The following is a 22099-nucleotide window of genomic DNA, read 5'->3' as shown; positions in this document are numbered from 1 at the left end:
AATTGTACATAAACAATAAAAATATCAGGAGCTTTTGAATGAAAAAGATAATTTTCATACTGATCGCGTTGCTGCTCTCGGTCTCTTTAAGTTTCGGCGTTTCCAAGGTCGGAACCACTGCGGCGCAGTTTCTGAAAATCGGTGTCGGTTCCCGAGCAGTCGGAATGGGTGGCGCTTTTGTCGCCGTGGCGAACGATGTGTCTGCTTTATACTGGAATCCGGCCGGCTTGAGTCGGCTGGGGCGCAATGAAGCCATACTCATGCACAGCGAGTGGTTGGCAGGTGTTAGTTTTGACTACGCCGGCTTGGTGGTCGATATGGGTTCTTTGGGCGCCCTGGGCGTGAGCGTTACTTCTGTCACTATGGGCGAGATGAAAGTGCGCACCGAGCTCCAGCCGGAAGGTACGGGCGAATTATTTTCCGCCAGCGATATTGCCGGAAGCATCGCCTACGCTAAAAGTCTCACAGACCGTTTTTCCATCGGTTTCAACGTCAAGTACATCAGACAAAACATTTGGCACATGTCTTCCAATGGTTTCGCCGTGGACGTGGGTACGCTTTTTAAAACGCAATTTAACGGGATGACCATTGGCATGAGCATTGCGAATTTTGGCCCGAAGATGAAAATGGCTGGTCGCGACGCCAAGGAATACATTGACATTAACCCCAACGCCAATGGCAGCAATGACCAACTCCCATCGCAGTTGCAAATGGATCCCTGGTCTCTACCCATCACTTTTCGCGTCGGCGTTGCCATGGATGCGTTTCGAACTGAAAACAATGCATTGATGGTTGCGGTGGACGCGCTTCATCCGAGCGATAATTCCGAGTACGTAAATTTGGGAATGGAATATTCGTTCTATGATTGGGGATTTATTCGTCTGGGCTGGCAAGCGCTGTTTTTGGATGACAGTGAGCGCGGCGGCGTTTTTTCCGGCGAGGGCAGCAGCAATTTCATGCCGTCGAATGTCGGAGTCGGCGTACAGTATGAGTTCTCTCGCGGATTGACGCTCAAATTGGATTACGCATTTGCTGATTTTGGACGCCTGCAAAATACGCAACGGTTTTCTTTGAGCGTGGAATTTTGAGCGATTTCGGAAGCAGAAAACTTGGGCGGCGCAAACTAAACATTGGTCGAACTGGCAAATTACAAGCGGAAGGATAACAATGATACGAAAAGGAATTTTCTGGCTGGTTGTGAGTTGTTTAATATCAACGGGTCTGGTCTATGGAACCCCTCCTCTTTCAACGGGCTTACAGAATTTATTGTCTGGCAGACGCTCGGCGGTCAAAGTTAGCGAACGTTTCGAGCTGTTCGCTGGCGTCGGTTACTTCAAACCATCTTTGCAGAAATGGTCTGACAGTTTCAAGGCTTTCAATGCAAATCTTCAGGCGACTGGCGCTCTCTCTCTGCATCATTTCCAAATAGTTAAAGACGGGAATTTGACTGATTTGGAGTCAGGTTATCTGGATCTGGGCGGGTATGATCTTGCTTCCGGGGGCGAAAAGTATATTTCTTCGGATATGATGTACCATTTTGGCGCGCGCTATTTCTTTACGAAAAATCTGAACCTGTCATTTTCTGTCGCTCGATTTAAAAGTGAAGCCAGCAGTGCGTTTTCTGCTGAGAATCAGGGGAAAGAAAGTTCTTGGCCTAATTACGAATATCAGGTTCAGGATCGCATCACTGTCGCGCAGAAGCTGGAAATTTATCCGACGATTTTAGCGATGAATTTCAATTTGCCAATCTCCCCTTGGCCTGATAATTTTGAGCTGTATGGCGGCGCCGGCGTGGGCTTTAATTTTTCCAAAATAAAAGCTGAAATTATTGACAATTACGGATTGAACCAATCCCGGGGCGATGCGGTCTGGGATTCTTTGTCAATTACGCCCAATCCATTATCATTAAATATTATCAGCAATATTCAGGCGAATGCAAATCCTTTCAGTTTTCAAGTCTCTGCCGGGACAAACATTAGATTCGGAATTGTGAGTCTGAATTTTGAAGTGGGTTACAATTTTGCTAAAGCAAAACTCAAAGAAGATGATTGGTCATTCTTTACGAGAAAGTTTAGTCCCATCGTCAAGGTCGAAGGCAGGCAACCGCCTGATTTTGACGTGACGTATTCTGAAGACAGGAAGTATTACTTTGATATTCCGGAATCCGCATTTGATAATCTCAAAGTTAAAGAACTTGATTACAGCGGGCTGATGATTAAAGGCGGAATTGGATTGTCATTTTAAATAATACCAAACTCAGGAGTTCGAAGATGCAACGGAAAAGTGCACTAAGTATTTTGCTGTTATTATTATCCGTTTCTATTGTTTTCGCTGGAACGACCGGGAAAATAACCGGCGCAGTGGTAGATGGCGATACTAATCAGCCGCTTCCGGGCGCAAATGTCATCATTGAAGGGACCAATCTGGGCGCGGCGACGGACATGGATGGTAATTTTGTTATCATCAATGTTCCGCCGGGGACTTATAGTTTAAAAGCGATGATGATCGGATATGGGGCGATGCGCGTGACCAACGTGCGTGTGAGCGTCAATTTGACGACGACCGTAAATTTTTCGCTCAAGACAACAGTCCTCGATATGGGCAAAGAAGTGACAATCGTCGCCAAAAGGCCACTCATCCAAAAAGATATTACCTCAAGCCGGGCAATTATCGGAGCGCAGGAGATTCAGAAAATGCCCGTGGAAAATTTTTATCAGGTGCTGCAATTGCAGGCTGGCGTCGTTCAGGGCAGCGGCGGAGAAATGCATATTCGCGGAGGCCGCTCCAACGAGGTCGCTTATATGGTGGATGGCGTTTCTGTGACAGACCCGTATTCCTCAAGCATGGCGGTGACTGTTGAGAATTCCGCTATTCAGGAACTGGAACTTGTCAGCGGCACTTTTAACGCCGAATACGGTCAGGCAATGTCCGGCGTGGTGAATATCGTCACCAAGGAAGGCGGCACTAAATATCGCGGTGAAATTCGCTCTTACATCGGCGATTATTTTAGCGCTCACGACGAGACGTTTTTGAATATCGACGAAATTAATCCTTTTTCCATTCAGGATTATCAATGGAGTTTGAGTGGGCCTGTGGTTTATTCGGATAACAAGATCACCTTTTTCCTGTCCGGAAGGCTTTATCAGAATAATGGCTATTTGTACGGCGTCCGACGCTACAGCGCGGCAGATTCCAATTCCTATATTGGCGATAACCCGGCGGATTGGATTATTCAGGAAACAGGAAACGGGGATTTTGTTCCCATGAGCAAAAGCCGACGATTCAGTAGTCAACTCAAACTGGCTTACAGCCTGAAACCCAACATGAAGTTAACCTATAGCTTATTTTATGAACGGGATCGCGGCCAATCTTATTCTCATAAATTCAAATATGAACCGGATGGCAGATCTAAAAGCTACAAAAACGGCATCAGCCAGATTTTAAGCTGGACGCAAACTTTAAGCCCGAATACGTTTTACACGGTGAAGTATTCCAATTTTTATAATCAGGGCAAATCGTATGTTTTCCCCAATCCCTATGACGCGAGATATGTGTCAAACAAGCGATTTGATCGCGCGGGAGTTTATAATTTTTACATGGGCGGCATGAGTCTTGGGCATTACGATCGATTTACTTTGACGAATTTGCTCAAAGCGGAAATTACCAGTCAAATTAATAAGATTCATCAGGTAAAGGCGGGCCTTCAGGCGCGCTGGAATAAGCTGTTTCTGAATAGTTTTAGTATTTTAATCGATCAATCGACCAACTGGGAGCCGCAAATTCCCGACGTGACGCTTCTTTCTCATGATCGCTATTCCAATTATCCTCACGATTTTTCCTGCTATGTGCAGGACAAAATCGAGTTGAAGGATATGATCGTCAATGTTGGCATTCGCTTTGAATATTTTGATCCCAATGGTAAGATTCTCACTGACTACCGGGATCCGAATTTGTGGAAGCCCAATAAATACGCTATTTTGGATGCCGTGACGGATCAGGGCACAAAACGCGTGAAAGCGCCGGTACGAATCGATCCTACTACCGGCGAGGAGACAATTATTGACCCCAATACCGGCGAGCCGATGAGCGCCAATTATAAATCCATCCGTTTGCTTGTCTTAAATTCGGAGAAGCAGGAATCCGCACAATATCTTTCTAATGTGACGTTGGTCGACACGACGACCGGGAATCCGATTTCTCGCGGGAATTTACGTTGGTTCAAAGGCACAACCCCAAAGTATCAAATTAGTCCGAGAATCGGAATCGCTTACCCGATCACTAACCGCGGGGTCATCCATATTTCTTACGGACATTTTCTGCAAATTCCAAATTATAGCTATCTTTACGCCAATCCGGAGTTTGAAGTTGCGCTGAGTACAGGTCAGGCGGGCAGTTTGATGGGAAACGCCGATTTGAAGCCGCAAAGAACCGTCAGTTACGAAATTGGTTTACAGCAGCAATTAGCGGAGAACATCGCGATTGACATTACCGGTTTTTACAAAGATATTCGAAATTGGCTGGGCACTGAAATTTACAAGACTTACAGCCAGGACATATATGCGCTTTACATTAACAGAGATTATGCAAATGTCAAAGGCATCACATTGAGCCTCAAAAAAAGATACTCCAACTATATTTCGGGAGCCATTGATTACACTTACTCTGTAGCTGAAGGCAACGCTTCAGACCCGAATACGGCTTATTACGATAATCAAGCAGGCCGAGAGCCGGAAAAACAACTGGTTCCGTTGAATTGGGATCAGCGCCACACGGTGAATTTTTCTTTGAACATTTCCAAACCCAGCGATTGGGGAATTAGCTTGGTAGGACAATACGGCAGCGGTTTGCCTTATACTCCGACCAGTTCCGGGGTTCAAGGTTTTCAGAATCTGCAAACGGTATTTCAAAACAGCGGTCGAAAACCGGCGACTTATAGCCTGGATGTCCGTATGCACAAAAACATCAATTATGATGGATTTCGCTTTATTTTATTTTGCAATATTTACAATCTACTTGATCGACAAAATGAGCGATACGTTTATTCCGATACCGGAAGCGCAGATTATTCGCTGATGCAATTTCGCACGACTGATACTCCCGGCCCGAATTCAGTGAATGAATACTTTTTGCGACCTTATTATTATTCTGCCCCGAGGAGCGTCCGGGCAGGCGTGGCATTTTCATTTTAATTTCAATTTTTAGTCATTTCTGTTGATTGACCAAAACGATTATTGGCTCGCTTTTTAAATTATGGCGGAGGTTATTGATGCGAAAATTTACTAATGTCCTGATTTTCACATTAGGCTTATTTATGGTTCTGAATTTAAAGCTTTTCGCCGCAGGTGAAAAAGGGAAATCTGTGAAAAAGTTTGGCAAAATCATGGGTCACGAAGACCGGCGGCGAGGAATTCATGATGGAAATAACATTCTGACTGTCTTTTTTAATTACGGAGATATTGGTAACTGGTTTGAAGATTCGAATCGATTGGTTTCCGGAATCTGGCCCAAAGGTTCGGGGCACAGCTATTTTGCCGAATTTTGTCCTTTTGTCGGCGCAGAAGTGTTTGACGCCTATGGCCAACGACGCCATATTTTTAGTGATGGCGAAGGATATACAGGCAGAGCGGACATGGCGCCTGGCGGCGAGTACCAGTATGGTTTTGAGCCAATTCCCGGTTATTTTGACCCAAATCAGGACTATATCGCCATGTACAACGCTCAGGGCGCGGAAGATAACGACGGCCCCGATGGCATTCCGGCACACATGGGCTCTGAAGACGACGACGGAAAACCCGACAGTTGGCCCTGGATTTGGCCTGACAAACCAGATTGGGTGGATCCGCGTTCGGGAATTCCTTTCTGGGACGGACAATATGGCGCTTATGCGCGCGCTACTCAAGAATCTTATTATCGGATGAACGACGACGCAAATGATGAATTTCAATTTTATCCTGATCCAAACGATTCGTCAAAAAGAGGTCTTGGTTTGGAAGTGGAAGTGCGCGGTTACCAGTGGGCAGACCCACAGGCAGAAGATATCATTATTTTCACTTTTTGGATCACCAATACCGGCAAATATTTGTATGAAAAAACTATTTTCGGCATGTACGGTGATGCGGATATCGGCGAGCAGGAGGATAACAGCGATGATTTGTCTGAATTCAATAAAGATGAAGATATTGTCTATCAATGGGACAACGATTTGTGGACGCCGGCAGATGGCGGCTTTAGCCCGGGATTTTTTGGCTGGAAATTTTTGGAATCACCCGGCGATCCGCGCAACGGCGTCGACGACGATGGCGATGGTCTGATTGGCGCCGATGGCAACCCCTGGGATGAAAGTCAGGATGACGGCATTGATAATGATCACGATTGGGATCCGAAAATTGATGACATCGGCAGCGATGGAATAGGTCCTGAACATCCGGATTATCCCGGCCCTGACCGGGACGGTACAGAAGGCAATGGCGTCCCTGACCGCGGCGAGCCGAACTTTGAATATACAGATAACGACGAGAGCGATCAAATTGGTTTGACCAGTTTTTTAAGCGCTGACTGGAAAGCCTCCTTGATCGAATTGGGCGAGGATGAAAAGCTCTGGTCGCAAACAATCCCCGGTAGTTTTTCCAGGGCAATGAACCAGGTGGATATTGTCATGCACTACGGTTCCGGCTATTTTTCTCTGCCGCCGGCGCCGGAGCCGGACTCCCGGAGAAAATTTGCCATCAGCATGGTGATGGGCGCTGACCGCGACGATCTGGTCAGAAATGCCATGACCATGCAGCAAATTTATGATGCGGATTATAATTTTGCCGCAGTGCCGCTGAAACCAAACGTGACAGCCGTTCCCGGCGACAGAAAAGTGACGCTTTACTGGGACAAACGCGCCGAAGGATCGCGCGATCCAATTTATGGCTACGATTTCGAAGGGTACGTCATTTATCGAGCTACGGATCCGGGATTTTTGGAGAGCTATATCGGGACTGACACTTATGGCAATAAATCATTTAACAAGCCCATTGCCCAATTTGACTTGATTGACGGACTGAAAGGCCCGCATCCGGTGAGCAGAGATGGCATTCAGTTCAATATGGGCAAGGATACTGGTTTGCAGTACACATTTGTCGATTCCGGGCAAACCTGGGCTGGGCCTGTGGAAAACGGACAGACTTATTTTTACGCCGTTTGTTCCTTTGACAAAGGCTATTACGACGATTTTTACAGCCGTGGATTATCAGAATTTGATAGTTTGCAAGCAAAAGCGCCCGCGGTCTGCGGGAAAAGAATTCAGTTTGATGCATCCGGCGAAGTCACGTTTGTCGATGTTAATTGCGTTCAAATTGTACCCAATGCTCCCGCCGCCGGTTATGTTGCGCCGCCGAGGTTGGATAGGGACAACGGCGCCGTGAAGCAGGCTTCGGGATCCGGAACCGGCTCGATTGTTGTCGATCCGATTGACCCGACAAAAATAGACGATGGCGCCGAGTACGAAATTCTGTTCGACGATTCGAGTCATTTCGAGATGGAAAATAACAAGAAGGTCATTACGGACACGACTTTTTATGTGAAAGATACTCGGCAATATACCGAAACGGTGAAGTTGGATACAAATTTTGTATTGCTAAAGAAAAGTCATCTCGTGCCTTCTTCGCTGACGGTGAAAATTCCCGGCGACGAGCGCGAATTCCAGATTGACGTGGATTATGAGGTCGGTTTTACTGTCGGAAATTTCCGAGTGTTGCCCGGAGGGGCTTTACCCGTCAGCAGCAACGGCGACGTTTATTACGGTGAAGTTAATTATCAGTATTATCCGATTTTTGACAGTCCATTTTTGAACGGCGAGGATCGCAATGATTATTTTGATGGCTTGCGGGTTCTTGTGCAAAATCACAAGCTCGAAGCAAGCCAGGAACGAAGCGGCTGGCTCACCGGAGACGACCATCAGAGATTTTTAGCTGAATATGGGTTCATCGGTGAAAATGATAAGATTCCTGAAAACTACCAGACAAAAACGAATTATGATTATCAAGTGGGTTTGTACTCAAATCAGGGAGTAGCCGTACCTTACGATTTCCTGATTGTAATCTATGATTCAATCGTGGTAAAGTCTGCCAATAATAAGTGGGCAAATTTCAGAGTCTTCAACGTGACTACCGGCGATACGGCTGAATTTGTTTTCTTTGATACGGACAAAGATTCGGCGCTTTCCGATCAGGATTATCTGACGCCGATCACTTACGTCAATCATCGCAAACGCGGAACCTGGGAAGCGCGTTTTCGGGCGCCCAAGAATATCATTGTTTCGCGCGATTCCTTGAATGAATACGGCTATGCGGTCAAAGACAAAGAAGGCGAAATTATTAAGATTCCCGTTGATACAATTGTCGTGGAAAAATTTAAACCCAAAGCGGGAGATATGTTCTATCTCGCTGTGAATAAGCCTTTTACCAGTCAGGATAAATTTACATTTGCGGCGAAAGGCGCTTATGTTGATTACAAAGTCGCACACGCAAAAGAAACATTGAGAGACATTGCGGTCGTGCCAAATCCCTACGTTGTCACTGCTTCATGGGAGCCACAGCATTTTTATTCTTCAGGCCGCGGCAAGCACAAGATCGATTTTATTCATTTGCCGCCGAAATGTACTATTAAAATATTTACGATGCGCGGGTACTTAGTTGATACGGTTGAACATGACAGCCCGATAGATGACGGGGCGCAGTCTTGGGACATGCTGACCAAAGATGGCATGGAAATCGCGTACGGAGTTTATGTTTTCCATGTGAGCACACCTTCCGGGGAAAACTATATTGGAAAATTTGCGGTGATTAAGTAGCGAGGAGGATACGTCTGATGAAAAGGATTAAATTTTTACATATCGTTTTGATTTTGCCGTTTCTGTTTCAGATGAGTTACGCGCAACAATTTGTCAAAGATGTTTCCAAAGTTGGAACGACGGCGGCGCCATTTTTGTCCATCGAGGTTGGCGCCAGGGCAATTGGTATGGGCGGCGCTTTCGTCGCCGTGGCAAACGACGCCTCTGCCCTTTATTGGAATCCGGCGGGAATCGCCCGTTTGACCAATAATGTGGAAGTTACGCTCAATCATACCAATTGGCTGGCGGGCGTTAATTTTGATTATGCCGGGACAACGTTATCCCTTGGCAGATACGGTACAGTCGGCATGAGCTTTACTGCTTTAACGATGGGAGAGATGGAAGTGAGGACTGTGGCTTATCCCGACGGTACTGGTGAAAAGTTTGGCGCTTCGGACATTGCTATTGCGACTTCGTACGCGCGAAATTTGACAGATCGGTTTAGCATCGGTTTTAATTTGAAATTTATCAATCAAAAGCTCTGGCACGAAGCTGCTTCCGGATTGGCGTTAGATATCGGGACATTGTTCACAACACAATTTCGCGGCATGACGCTCGGCATGAGTATTTGCAATTTCGGTTCAAAAATGCGAATGACGGGGCGTGATACACAAATTCCCGTAGATATTGCTCCGGAGAAATATGGCAACAACAATAAAATTGTGGGAAACATGCGCACGGATAGCTGGGAGTTGCCATTACTTTTCCGATTTGGCGCGGCGATAAACGTGATCGACAATTATAATTATCGCTGGATATTTGCCGTGGATGCCATGCACCCCAATGACAACGCGGAATATGTCAATATCGGCACTGAATATGCGCTGCGGGACATTGTCTTTTTGCGCGCCGGATACAAAAATTTATTTATGAAAGACAGCGAGGAAGGCTTAACTGCCGGTGTCGGTTTGCAATACGGATTTGGCGGTTCGCTCAAGGTGAAGTTTGACTACGCTTATGCTGATTTTGGCGTGCTGGAAAATGTCCAGAGGTTTAGTCTGGCATTAGAATTTTAAGTTAGCTCAATCGTGCTGGAAGATAAAGCCCTCCAGATCGCTCCGGAGGGCTTTTTGTTACTGAAATGTAAAAAAACACTTGACTTTTTCTCTATGCGCTATTATATTGAATGAAATGATTGTTCCAAAGAATTTTAAAATGAAATTTCAGTTACATTTAATGTTGACGCTTGAGTTAGTCGCGGAAAAATTTTTCAATTGTATCCTGCTCTGATTCAGGGACAGAAAAAAGTAGCCAATGTTGCAGTTAAAAAAATTAGACATGTTCAATTTGTCTTATTATTAGCTTTGAGCACAAGCCGGACGTCGGCAAAGCAGTCATTTTTATTGGTTGGAATGATTGGCAACTTTCCCCTGAAAAATAGAATCAATAAGGAAATATTTGAGTAAATTTTTAGCCAAAATTTATTTCACGAGGCCAAGACCTAAGTATTTGATTGAATAATAAACAGTGATTCCTGTGCCAATATTTGCACAATTAGTGAAATTCACTGCATAATTTAGCATTTGGGCAAATTTTATGATTAATAAAAACAATTACTTATGGTATTCTTAAATATCAGGTACGAAATTTGTAATAATCTATTGACATTTCAGTTAAAGAAATTCTCTGCTTCAATTTTGCTCGCAGCAAAGTCAAACGTGCGAAAGGAGGTGATGTCTGACTTAATAATTACCATACTATTAATTTTCACACGCAAAAATCAACCACAAGAGGAGGACAATTTATGCGCAACAAAATTCTAATTGTTGCCCTGACGCTAGTCTCAGGAATCTTTTTCTCCACTCTGTGCTATGGGGGTATTACCGGCAAGATTGCCGGAACGGTGAAAGATAAACAGACTGGAGAGCCATTAATTGGCGCGAATATTATCGTTGTCGGGACTAACTTTGGCGCAGCGACCGATGCAAATGGTGATTATTACATCATCAATCTGCCGCCCGGGCGGTACGATTTAAAAGCGATGATGATTGGCTACAAGTCAATCATCAAGACATCGGTTCAGGTTATTGTCGATCGTACGACGCGCATTAACTTTGGACTTGAATCGACGGTGATTGAAGGGGAGGTCGTTGAAGTCACTGCTGAGCGGCCGCTGATTGAAAAGGACGTGACCTCATCCTCAGTAGTAACGACTGGCGAGCAAATTGATAAGCTTCCTGTGTTGAGCTATCAGGAAGTGATGACGATTTCGCCCGGATTTATCGAACGCGGAACTGGCTTAAATCGATCGATTAATGTGCGCGGAGGGAGAACCGGAGAACTTTCTTACATGATCGATGGTTTTTACGTCGAAGACCCATTAATGGGAGGAATGGGAAGCGACGTCACCAGTGTTGGTATTTCTGAGATGGCTGTTTTGCTCGGTACCTTCAATGCCGAATACGGCGAGGCCATGTCTGGTGTGCTCAACATTGTGACAAAAGAAGGGGGCAGCGCTTACAATGGTCGGATTCGCGTGATGACGGACAAATACGTGAACCGGCACGAATACAATTATATCTACAAGCGGTTAAATAGAAACGGGCAATGGATTCGCGTGTCGGATGGCGATACGGCGCTCGTCTCTGACGTTGGGACAGCGCCGGCGACGCCCGGACAAAACAAATTTGATCCGGCATACTGGGAAAAGCGCAACAAGAAAGTTGACGATTGGGGGAGGTTCCGCACAGATTTGTACGTGGGAGGTCCGATCCCGTTGCTGGGCAAGAAAAATACTTTTTTCGTTTCCGGTGACGCTTATAATACAAACACTTATCTTGGTTGGACCGGGCAGCCTTATCGCCATGAACGTCGCGCAAACGCGAAATTAGTTTTGCGTCCCATCAATGCGATCAAACTTACCTTGGGCGCTGTTGGCGCGCGCGAACGGTACAAAAATTATCTTCATGGCAATAAATATGTGCCGCAAAACACGGGTACAAATTACGACGACAACTATATGTTCAACGCCACTTTTACGCATACGTTGTCGCCGAGTACTTATTATGAAATTAAGGCGTCGGTGTTCAATTCTCATCGCATGTACTACAAATACAGAGCAAAAGATTTCTTTAGCGGTTATTCAAATGGCGAGTGGCAAATATTAAACGAAAACGGCCAATATACCGGCGCGGCAAATATTTCTCCGCCTGATGAGGAATACGAGTTCGACCACATCTTTTTCGATACTGCCGACTCAACGTACACCTCAGGCGGCGGCGCTGAATGGGAAAATCGGGAGAATGTCATCACATCTGGCAAAATCGATTTGACCAGTCAGGCCAATAAAATGCACCAAATCAAAGTGGGCGTGGAAGTGAAAAAGGTGGACATGTCTTATCACGACGTGTATGCGCCATATTCTGCTGCTCCTGATGTCTGGAAATTCCATCACAAACCCATCGAAGGCTCGGCTTACGTTCAGGATAAAATGGAGTTTGAAAGCTGGGGCATGGTAGTGAATGCTGGCTTGCGGCTGGACTACATGGATACCAAGTCCAAATATATTTTTGATCCGCGACAGCCAACGGCTGAATATGTAACTGATCCTCTCACCGGCGAGTTACGCAAGAATTTAGTGGAAGCGGACAAGAAATTGTATGTCAGCCCGCGATTGGGATTTGCGCACCCGGTGATGGACAGAGCGGTGCTTCATTTTGCTTATGGTCATTTTTATCAGATTCCCCAGTACATTCGTCTGTTTTATGCGGAGAATCAAGATAATCAATATTACCCCTTTCCGGATATGTCGATCAACGGCATTTATACGCGGCTGGGAAATGCGAATTTGAAGCCGGAAAAAACCATCGCTTATGAGTTGGGAGTGGAGAGTAAAATCTCAGAGAATGTCGCTCTGGACGTCACGATATATTTTCGAAATATTTACGATTATGTTGCTTTGCAGCGCTATCAGGGCGTGCCGGTGCAATACCATCGTTTCACCAATTTGGATTATGCAAACGCTAAAGGCGTCGAGATAACGCTGAAAAAACGTTTTACTGGTTTTTTCGGCGGACAGATCAATTATTCTCTGTCCAAAGCGGAAGGCAACGCTCCTAATGTGACGGCTCATTATAATGATTGGTATTCATTCTCAGTTTATGGCACTTATCCGCCAAAGAAAATGATCACCATGGATTGGGATCAGACGCATACCATAAATTTTGTGCTTGATTTTGGCAAGCCTGGCAAATGGAGCGTGAATGTCATCGGAAATTATGGCAGTGGTTTGCCTTACACGCCGCTTTCTTCGCGCGGTCTTCGTATCGACGAACCAATGAGCGCCAGGATGCCCTGGACGATGAATGTGGATTTGCGAGCACAGCGAATTTTCCAGGTATATGGCTTTGAGGTTATCACCTACACAGATATTAGCAACCTGTTTAATAAACGAAATGTTTTATCTGTTTATGGCGATACCGGGTTGCCCGACGCCACGACAGATTGGGACGATACGCAAGATTTCATAAGGCGTCCCTACAATTTCAGTGCGCCACGTTCAGTGTTGCTCGGTTTAAGTGTAGGATTTTAATCAACTTCTTAAATCATCAGGAGGAAATAATATGATGAAAAAAGTATCGCTCCTGTTATTGATCTCCGTGGTCACTTTGGGCATGTCGCAAATTTCTTTTGCTCAAAAAAAAGTCGGGATGTCAAAATGGGAGTATTACGATAAACTGTGCAAGGAACGCGGCTGGGATAATAAGTTGGCTAAACCCAGCGGCTTCAATGACAGAAAATACGGTCGCTTTGACGTTGGAAAAATAGGTCTGGAAATTAACAATGCCAACCGGCTGGGCTACAGCCGCGAAATGCTCACTTTTGAGTATCCGATTGGTGCTGGCATTACTTACCAGTGGTGCGAAGCCCTAATCGTTGGCGGAATTCTGAACGGTGAAAAGCGCATTTCCAATGGCACGCGCGGCTGCTACGAAGATGTCAATGAAAACCATTACGAGCCGCTTCCGGGATACGACTCCGGAGTAGGCGAAAATGGCCTGGCGATGAGCAACAAACCCGAATCATGGCCCGCTTCCTGGCCTGCTGATGCGGGACCCGTCGGATCAAAAGGATTCCCCGGCGTTTATGAGGATGGCGAAATTGCCGCTGACGCCGAAGGTGTCTGGATGGCTGTTGACGACGATCCGACCTGTCAGCAACTTACGCCTCTGCATCTCAAAACTTTTGGCCGCGGTATGCAATGGTCGAGCGTCCTGGCGGAAGATATGATCGTTTTCAAATATTATATCACAAATACAGGCACCGACACAATCAAAGATTGCTACGTCGGAATACATACTGACATGGATTGTCCCGAGGAAGGCTCCAGCGAGTGGATGGATGACTACGGCGTATTCATCCCGGTGGAAGAGGATAGTATCCTCGGGAATTTTCTTTATATTTGGGACGGAGACGATAAATCCGCCGGCTACATTGAGAAAGGCGTTGCCTGGCAGGGTTTGAAAATGTTGGAAACGCCGAAAGGACCGGATGGCAAGGAACTGGGTTTGACGACGCTGTTCATTGCCACGTACGATGACTTTTTTGTTCCGACTCAGGCGGATGTGTACAACATGCTATCTTCCGGAATCTCGCCGATTGACAATGTTACACCTGCCCCGGGAGATTGGACACAGACACCTAATACTTACGGTCCGGACATCACTTCTCTCCATGCGTCGGGACCTTTTGATTTAGCGCCTGGTCAGACTGTGACTTTTACGTTTGCCAATGTTTTTGGGTTAAATAAGGCCGATTTATTGGCGAATGCAGCGCTGTGCCAGACAATTTACGACCTAAATTATAAGACAGCCAGTCCGCCGGCGATGCCGAATGTACGTGCTGTCGCTGGGGATCGCATGGTTACTCTGTACTGGGACGCCGACCCGAGTGAAAGCGATGTAGATGATTTTACAGGCCATAATGCTTTTGAAGGCTATAAAATCTACCGTTCCACGGATCGCGGTTTGACCTGGGGAGATCCAATCAACAATTCTATCGGCGCTCTGGTTGGATATTTACCAACAGCTCAATATGACTTGCAAGACGGCGTGAAAGGGAACAGCGCGATTGACCCCTATTTTTATCTGGGCAACGACACTGGTTTGCGTCATAAATTTGTGGATAAAAATTTAAAAAATGGGGTCGAATATTGGTATGCTGTGTGTGCGTACGATCATGACGATGTTTGGGAGATTTTGCCGGTGCCGCCCATGGAAAATGCCAGACTCTCTAAGGCAATTTATGAAGGCGATAACACTGTCTCTGTGATTCCGCAAGGGAAACCTGCTGGATATACAGGTCCTGACCTCTCTTTCACAAGGCAGGGAAATACAACGGTTGAGCTCCTCTGGGAAGTCATGGACGAAGATGCTGTTCAGGATAACGTCTATACTATCACCTTTGATGACACAACAAATTCCGCACAAAAGATGTTTAGCGTTTACGATGAAAATAAGGGCGACTATGTCCTGAAAGATGTGGCGAAAGTTCATGGCGAAGAAGATACACCCACTTTTGATGGTATCAAGTTAAAAATAGTTGATGAGGATGCTGTTGCTTTCGACGATCAGCGGAGTGGTTGGGTTACTGAATCCGGAGACTCCAGCAATTGTAACTGGAAAATTTACGCAACATCAGGAAGCCCCTTACCTTACAATTATGAAGTCCGTTTCACTGCCACGGGCGATACGGCATTTTTCCCGCCGACGATGGTGCTCCCGTTTGAAATTTGGAATGTTACACTGGGGACCCAGGCTGATATCGGAAATTTCAAGGCCGCAGACACCGATACGACTCCGGAAATGAAATCGACCTGGACCAGTGGCGATGTTCTGCAACTCCGCGAAACGATTGACGGTAAGGTAAAAATGACCTGGCAGATAATATTGTCTGCGCCGAGTGATACCACTGTAACTGAAGTTCCGCCGCAGCAAGGCGACATCGCCAAAGTTTTCACGTTGAAACCGTTGACTTCACAGGATTTGTTCACTCTGACAACCAAAGCAGCGACAACTGCCGGAGCTGACGAAAAATCGCTCGATCAGATCAGAGTCGTTCCCAATCCTTATGCCGTGACTTCTTCCTATGAAAATGCGCAAACGCCCTGGGTGAGGGAAATTCAATTCCATAATTTGCCGGAGCGTTGTGAGATTAGAATTTTTACAGTGTCCGGTGATCTGGTGCAAATTTTGCACCATGAACCGGGAAGCGACGGCTATCGTGGCCCCGCTGTAGAGGCATGGAATTTATGGACTTACAACGATCAGGAAGTGGCTTTTGGCATCTTTTTCTATTACGTTAAAGCCGATGGCGTCGGCGAAAAAATGGGCAAATTTGCCATCATAAAATAGGATTTGGCAACGACTAAAAATTTCAACAGTTTGGAGGAAATACAATGAATAAAAAAGTTTCATATATTCTTCTTTGCCTCCTTCTGAGCGTCACGCTGGTATTTGCCGGGAACGATAACACGGGCACATCCTCAGCGAACTTTTTGAAGATCGGAATAGGGCCGCGCGCGTTAGCAATGGGCGGCGCCTTTGTGGCGAATGCCAACGATTTTAGTTCTCTGTATTGGAACCCGGCGGGAATCGCGCAAGTGAACTCATTGGAGGTAGGCGTTTCGTACACTGATTGGATCTTGGATGTCCAGCATAGCTTCGTGGGAATTGTTTATCCGTTAGGGTCTCTCGGGACAATCGGTGTGAGCTTCAATTCGCTATCCATGAATGAAATGGAGAGAACGACGCCCTCCGAGCCCTATGGAACCGGCGCCTATTTTTCCGCCGGCGATTTGGCGTTGGGCATTGGCTATGCGCGTCAGCTCACTGATAGATTTATGGTAGGCGTGCAATTCAAATATGTGCATGAGTCCATTAGCTTTTCTTCTGCCAGTACGATTGCCGTTGACGCGGGGACTCAGTTCACAACCGGGTTCCACGGCATGAAAATCGGAATGAGCATTAGCAACTTCGGCGGAAAGATGACGATGCGCGGCACAGACCAGATGACAAAAGCGGATATTGATCAAGTTATCGAAGGCAATCCGATGAAAGAAGCTCGTTTGGAAACTGAAGCCTGGACATTGCCGTTGATTTTTCGCCTTGGCGTTTCAATGGATGCGATTTCCAGAGAGAACAGCAGAGTGACAGTAAATATGGACTACAACGATCCGCGCGATGTGAATCCTTATGGCACATTCGGTATGGAGTATGCCTGGAATGACATGCTTTTCTTGCGCGGGGGTCTCATCTATCGGTCCAAAGAATTTGATGAGAAAGAATTGATCCAAAAAGAAAATTTGAAACTCATTTATGATTTGCGTTTTGCTTTTGGCGCCGGGGTTAATCTTAAAATTCCGGGACTGGGGTCTAAAGTTCGGTTGGACTATTCCTACACCGACTTGGGACTCTTGTCCAATACGCATAGTTTCTCTTTTACTTTTGGGTTATAACTTGAATCAGGGGCAGCGTTGACTTAGCACTGCCCCTATTTTTTGTGCATGATATTTTTTAATTAGAGTTTTGCGCTATTGGTTCTATGGAGATATCTGGAAATTCAAGCGGGGAACTACTCGACCGCTACTGCTCGAAACTCCAATTTTTAATAAAAATCACTAAAACATTGTTTTTTGTTATAGGTTAAAAATAGTGCGATTTTTCCGTCACATTACGATTTTTTTTGTCATATTATTCGCTGTAAATCATATTTTTGCCCAAGATATTTTCAAAAACGACAAGCAGCGACAAGCGATTTTTCGTTTGATTTTACCCGACAACGCGCGAGAAGTTTATGATGAGATTTATGATAATAAGGAAAAAAATCAATTCGAAATGAAATATTGGAAGCTTGTCGATCCGACGCCGAATGCAGAGAAAAATGAGTTTTACGAGGAATTTCTGTCCCGAGTGGAATATGCACAAAAGCATTATTCCAGTCTTGTGGCGCCGCTTTTTGTTGATGACCGGGGGAAGTATTACATCAAATATGGCCCGCCGGATGATCGAGTATTTTCCTCTGGCGTAGGAAAACCATACGATGATAATGAAACCTGGGCTTATTATGATTACAATTTATTTGTCGATTTTGTGCATCAGATTGGTTTTGGTTATCGCGAAGTGAACAATTTATTGGACGCAGTAACAGCGGGTCCTTTGAATGAAAAAGTATTTCGCGCTGCTGAACTGTACACAGAGCGCGAATCTCTCCATCAAAAGTATCTGGGTTTTCGCGACATCCTCAATGGGAAAGAAGGTTTGAGGTCTGAATCTGCCTTTCATCGTCTCATTGATGGTTTGAGGACGGAGAAGCAGATCATCAAAGAAACGGCTCCGCCGGCGCGATTCACTTTTTCTTACAATAAAGTCGCGCTGGACGCACGCCTTGATGCTTGCGTTTTCAGGTCAAAATTGGGATTTTCCCGCGTGGAATTTTATTACAGCTTTGCCATGAACCAGTTGTCTTTCAAAGCCGGCAGTCATGTGCCTTTCGAGTCGCTTGTTGAAAGGCAACTAACGATTTTTAATGATAAATTTCAAAAAATAATTGACAAAACAGAAACGCTCAAACTTGTCGCGAATAGCAAGCAGCAAATTCAAAAACGGATTTATCTCAATCAACACACCGAAGAGCTGATGCCTGGCAATTATTACGTAATTTTACGTTTGGATAATATCGGGGGCAATCGACTGGCTATTTTGCGGTCGCACCTGACTGTACCTGATTTTTCCGGCGATTCCCTGATGCTCAGCCAAATTCAATTTTCTTCGCTGATCCGCGAGGGAATGAAAAATTTTCGTAATTTGAAGCCGAACAACATTCAGGTCGTTCCTTACCTCGGAAATCAGTTCCACAAGGATAAACCAATTTACATTTATTTTGAAATTTACAATCTGAAAAAAGATGAGACCGGCAGAACCCGTTTTAAAGTGGATTATAAAATTAAATCAATGACCGAATATTCTGAGTCGGTGTTGGCGTCTGCCATTCAATTTGTTAGTCATCTCATCGGGAAGAAAAAGAAGGAGACGGTCGGCAGCAGTTTCGAGAACGAGGGCCAGGATGAATTTCAGCAAATTTACCTTTCCATTGATTTTTCCAAGGTAGCGACTGGCGCCACCAGCTTGCAAATCGAAGTGACGGATTTGAATTCCGGGCAAAACGCGAAACAGTTGCGGCGATTTATTTTGAAGTGATTTTTTAAAGAAAGAAAGGGAACGCTGCTGCGCTCCCTTTTTGCTTTCAACAATCTATTTGCTATATTCTTTTTTTATTTTTTTCCGTCTTTTTTCCATTTCCCATTTTCGTTTGACATCCGGATCGGTTTTCGATTTCCGCTCCCGCAGAGGAAGAACTTTCAGAGTTTTGGAGTCTGAAAATTTTCCGGCATGAACTTCAATAGTGAAATTCCCCTTTGATAGGTACGCCGGAGCCACTTTTTTCCGCAGTTTCTTTTCAGCAAGTTTCCCGTATTTTTTTAATTTGCTAATTTTCTCTGTGATTTGGCGGATTTTTTCTTTGGCGCGAGTAATCTTTCCTTCAAGCGTTTGTATCTCAGTGATTTTCTTATTTTCTTTTTTCGCTTTTGCCAACTTTTTGGCCAAAGATTTAAGCTCTTTCTGTGCAGCGGCCACTTCATTGGCAAAAGCAATATTTCGGTCGATTGTCAAATCCCACTTCAGAGTATTAATTCCGCGAATACCTTTGTCTTTCAAAGTTCGCAGTACCTGGCCTTTTTTGTTTTTGACCAGAATTTTTACATCGTCGGATTGATTCAGCCAATAATGAATGTCAAGAAGAGTAGGCTCGGAAGGTCTGGCCCAGAATGATGGCGCTCTTTTCCAGCGAGCTTCTTCCCGAATTTCTTTCGGCTCAAATAAATGCACGACTTTTTTCATGACAACCGGCGTCAACTCCTGAATCGGTTTGACATTGATTACGTAAATGCTTCTGCCGTGGGTTCCGACGACAAGTTCGTGATCTCTCGGATGAATGACCATGTCATGCGCCGGAACGATGGGAATTCCGGTTTGCAAGACGTCCCAGCTTTTTCCGTCATTAATGGAGACAAAAACTCCCTTGTCGCTGCCGACATACAGAACGTGCGGATTGTACGGATCTTCGCGAATGACGTTCAATGCCTCATCCGGCATATTTGATTTGATGGATTTCCAGTTTTCTCCAAAATCGCGCGTGCGAAAAACGTAAGCGCGGAAATCATCGTCGCGGTAGCCGTTGAGAGTGACGTAGGCAGTTCCCTCGTCGTAATAAGATGCGATCACGCGGCTGCACCACAAACCTTGCGGTAGAGATTTACCAATTTCTTTCCAGGTGTAGCCGCCGTCGCGAGTGACGTGAATTCTGCCGTCGTCGGTACCCACGTAAATTAAGCCGAAAGTAATCGGGCTTTCCATTATGGAAGTGATTGTGGCATAAGGAACATCGCCAATCTCTTTCGGATTTGTCGTCAAATCCGGACTAATTGCCTGCCACGTGTCGCCGCGATCCAGTGAACGATAGAGGCGATTTGCCCCAAAATAGAGCACATTGGAACAATGCGCAGAGAGCCAGATCGGTGTCTGCCAGTTGTATCGAAGTCCAGGATCTTTGATATCGGGCATTGGCGTGATCGAAGTTCTTTTTTTGGTTTTTTGATTGATTCTGGCGTAATTCCCGAATTGAAAACCAGTGTAAACAGTAAAATCTTTCGGATCAATCTGTACTTGCATGCCATCGCCACCGTAAATGGCTTTCCATGGCGAAGTTTTTAGAGGAACTGATTTGCTTGATCCTTTGTAAACGCCATTATCCTGCAAACCACCGTAAATATTGTACGGCTCTGCCATATCCACATTCACGGAATAAAATTGACCCACAGGGACGTAGTTCAATTTCCACCAGCTTTTTCCCCCGTCGTAGGAAATGTTTAGCCCGCCATCGTTGCCGTCGATCAAATGATTCGGAAAATTGGGGTCAATCCAAAATGCATGGTGATCTCCGTGGACTCCTTTTCCGCTGACCCATTCGATTGATTTTCCGCCGTCTGCCGAAGTCAGCAAAGGAATGCCCAGAATGTAAATCCGATTCGGATCGTGCGGAGCGACACGAATTTCGCCGAAATAATATCCGTAAGTGCTGTAGAAACTGTTGATGTAATCTTCGTTCATTTTTCGCCATGAGGCGCCGCCATCGTCGCTGCGGTAAATTTCAGCTCCTATGATCTGCGGATCGAATGCATGAGGATTATTTTTGCGAATGAATTCCAGCAAATCGTCCTTTGTTAGTTCGTCATTGACAATCATCTCGCGAACAATTTCAGCAGAATATTTTTTTTGAAAACCATATCTGCGCAAAAAACCTTCGAACTCATTGTCCGAAAGCGCCAGCAAATCCTTTTTTTTCATGTGTAGCAGTTTTTTCGCGCTGATGGCTGCCGTTTCTTTCTGATCTTTTTTGGGTCGGATTTTTTGATTGTCCATGATGGCATAAACGATGTCAGGGTTTTCAGGGTAAACTGCCAGTCCAATTCTTCCCACAAATTTGCCCTGGGGAAAGCCGCCGCTCAGCCGCGTCCAGTTGTCGCCGCCGTCAGTGGATTTGTAAATGCCGCTTTCATTTCCTCCCTCGACGAAATTCCAGGCCTTGCGATCTTTTTCCCAGGCTGCGGCAAAAATGATATTTGGATCTTTTGGCGAAATGACCAAATCGACAAAGCCGGTGCGCGGACTCACGTAGAGAATTTTTTCCCATGTTTTGCCGCCGTCTTTTGTCCGATAAACGCCCCGTTCCTCATTCTCCGTGTAAAGATGTCCCAGCGCGGCAACGTAAACGATGTCTGAATTTTGCGGATGAATAACAATTCTGCCTGTGTGGTGAATATCAGCCAATCCCATGAATGCCCAGCTTTTTCCGCCATCGATCGTTTTGTAAATCCCTGTGCCTGAATAAGAGCTGCGGCTGGAATTTTTCTCGCCGGTCCCAACCCAGATGATGTCCGGATTGCGCGGGTCAACAGCAATATCGCCGATGCTGATAGCGTTCTGGTTTTCAAACAAGGGCTCGAATCGCTGACCATTGCTGCTGGTGCGCCAGAGTCCGCCAGTGGCGTAGGCGACAAAAAACGTGTACGGTTCTGTCGGATGCGGCTCAATGTCGACGACTCTGCCGCTCATCACTACGGGTCCGACACAACGGAAGGACAGATCTCGAAACAAAGATTTTTCG

Annotated in this window: 10 protein-coding genes; 9 read left to right on the top strand and 1 reads right to left on the bottom strand. The window is 45.6% G+C overall.

Translation table 11 applies throughout. The annotated features are described in order from the left end of the window. Positions 1-38: 38 nt before the first annotated feature. From GXO74_14655 to GXO74_14615, 9 genes are all read left to right on the top strand, one after another. Positions 39-1088 (top strand): PorV/PorQ family protein, encoded by a 1050-nt coding sequence (locus tag GXO74_14655; protein ID NOZ62898.1) that lies wholly within the window; start codon positions 39-41, stop codon positions 1086-1088. 79 nt (positions 1089-1167) lie between these two features. Next, positions 1168-2244 carry a hypothetical protein gene (locus tag GXO74_14650; protein ID NOZ62897.1) on the top strand — a complete coding sequence of 359 codons (1077 nt, stop codon included), beginning with the start codon at positions 1168-1170 and terminating at the stop codon, positions 2242-2244. Between the two features lie 26 nt (positions 2245-2270). Continuing rightward, positions 2271-5189: a TonB-dependent receptor gene (locus GXO74_14645; protein NOZ62896.1), complete on the top strand. Its 2919-nt coding sequence runs from the start codon at positions 2271-2273 to the stop codon at positions 5187-5189. A gap of 77 nt (positions 5190-5266) precedes the next feature. Continuing rightward, positions 5267-8836, top strand: coding sequence for a hypothetical protein (locus tag GXO74_14640; protein NOZ62895.1), 3570 nt, complete (start codon positions 5267-5269; stop codon positions 8834-8836). Between the two features lie 17 nt (positions 8837-8853). Beyond that, complete coding sequence (locus GXO74_14635) at positions 8854-9891, top strand: UPF0164 family protein (protein ID NOZ62894.1); 1038 nt, start codon at positions 8854-8856, stop codon at positions 9889-9891. A gap of 728 nt (positions 9892-10619) precedes the next feature. Next, positions 10620-13406 (top strand): TonB-dependent receptor, encoded by a 2787-nt coding sequence (locus tag GXO74_14630; GenBank protein NOZ62893.1) that lies wholly within the window; start codon positions 10620-10622, stop codon positions 13404-13406. A 31-nt stretch (positions 13407-13437) separates the two neighbouring features. Continuing rightward, positions 13438-16227 (top strand): hypothetical protein, encoded by a 2790-nt coding sequence (locus GXO74_14625; protein NOZ62892.1) that lies wholly within the window; start codon positions 13438-13440, stop codon positions 16225-16227. Positions 16228-16271: 44 nt separating this feature from the next. Further along, entirely contained in the window at positions 16272-17330 is a 1059-nt protein-coding gene (locus GXO74_14620) for a UPF0164 family protein (GenBank protein NOZ62891.1), read from the top strand. 196 nt (positions 17331-17526) lie between these two features. Further along, positions 17527-19071, top strand: a complete 1545-nt coding sequence (locus tag GXO74_14615; GenBank protein NOZ62890.1) for a GWxTD domain-containing protein — start codon at positions 17527-17529, stop codon at positions 19069-19071. 54 nt (positions 19072-19125) lie between these two features. Here GXO74_14615 and GXO74_14610 read toward each other — a convergent pair whose 3' ends face one another. Continuing rightward, positions 19126-22047, bottom strand: a complete 2922-nt coding sequence (locus GXO74_14610; protein NOZ62889.1) for a glycosyl hydrolase — start codon at positions 22045-22047, stop codon at positions 19126-19128. Between the last annotated feature and the right edge of the window lie 52 nt (positions 22048-22099).

The organism is Calditrichota bacterium, assembly GCA_013152715.1.
In the GTDB taxonomy this organism is placed as follows: domain Bacteria; phylum Zhuqueibacterota; class Zhuqueibacteria; order Thermofontimicrobiales; family Thermofontimicrobiaceae; genus 4484-87.
Note: the sequence above shows the minus strand (reverse complement) of the source record. Positions and strands in the feature narration are given on the sequence as shown.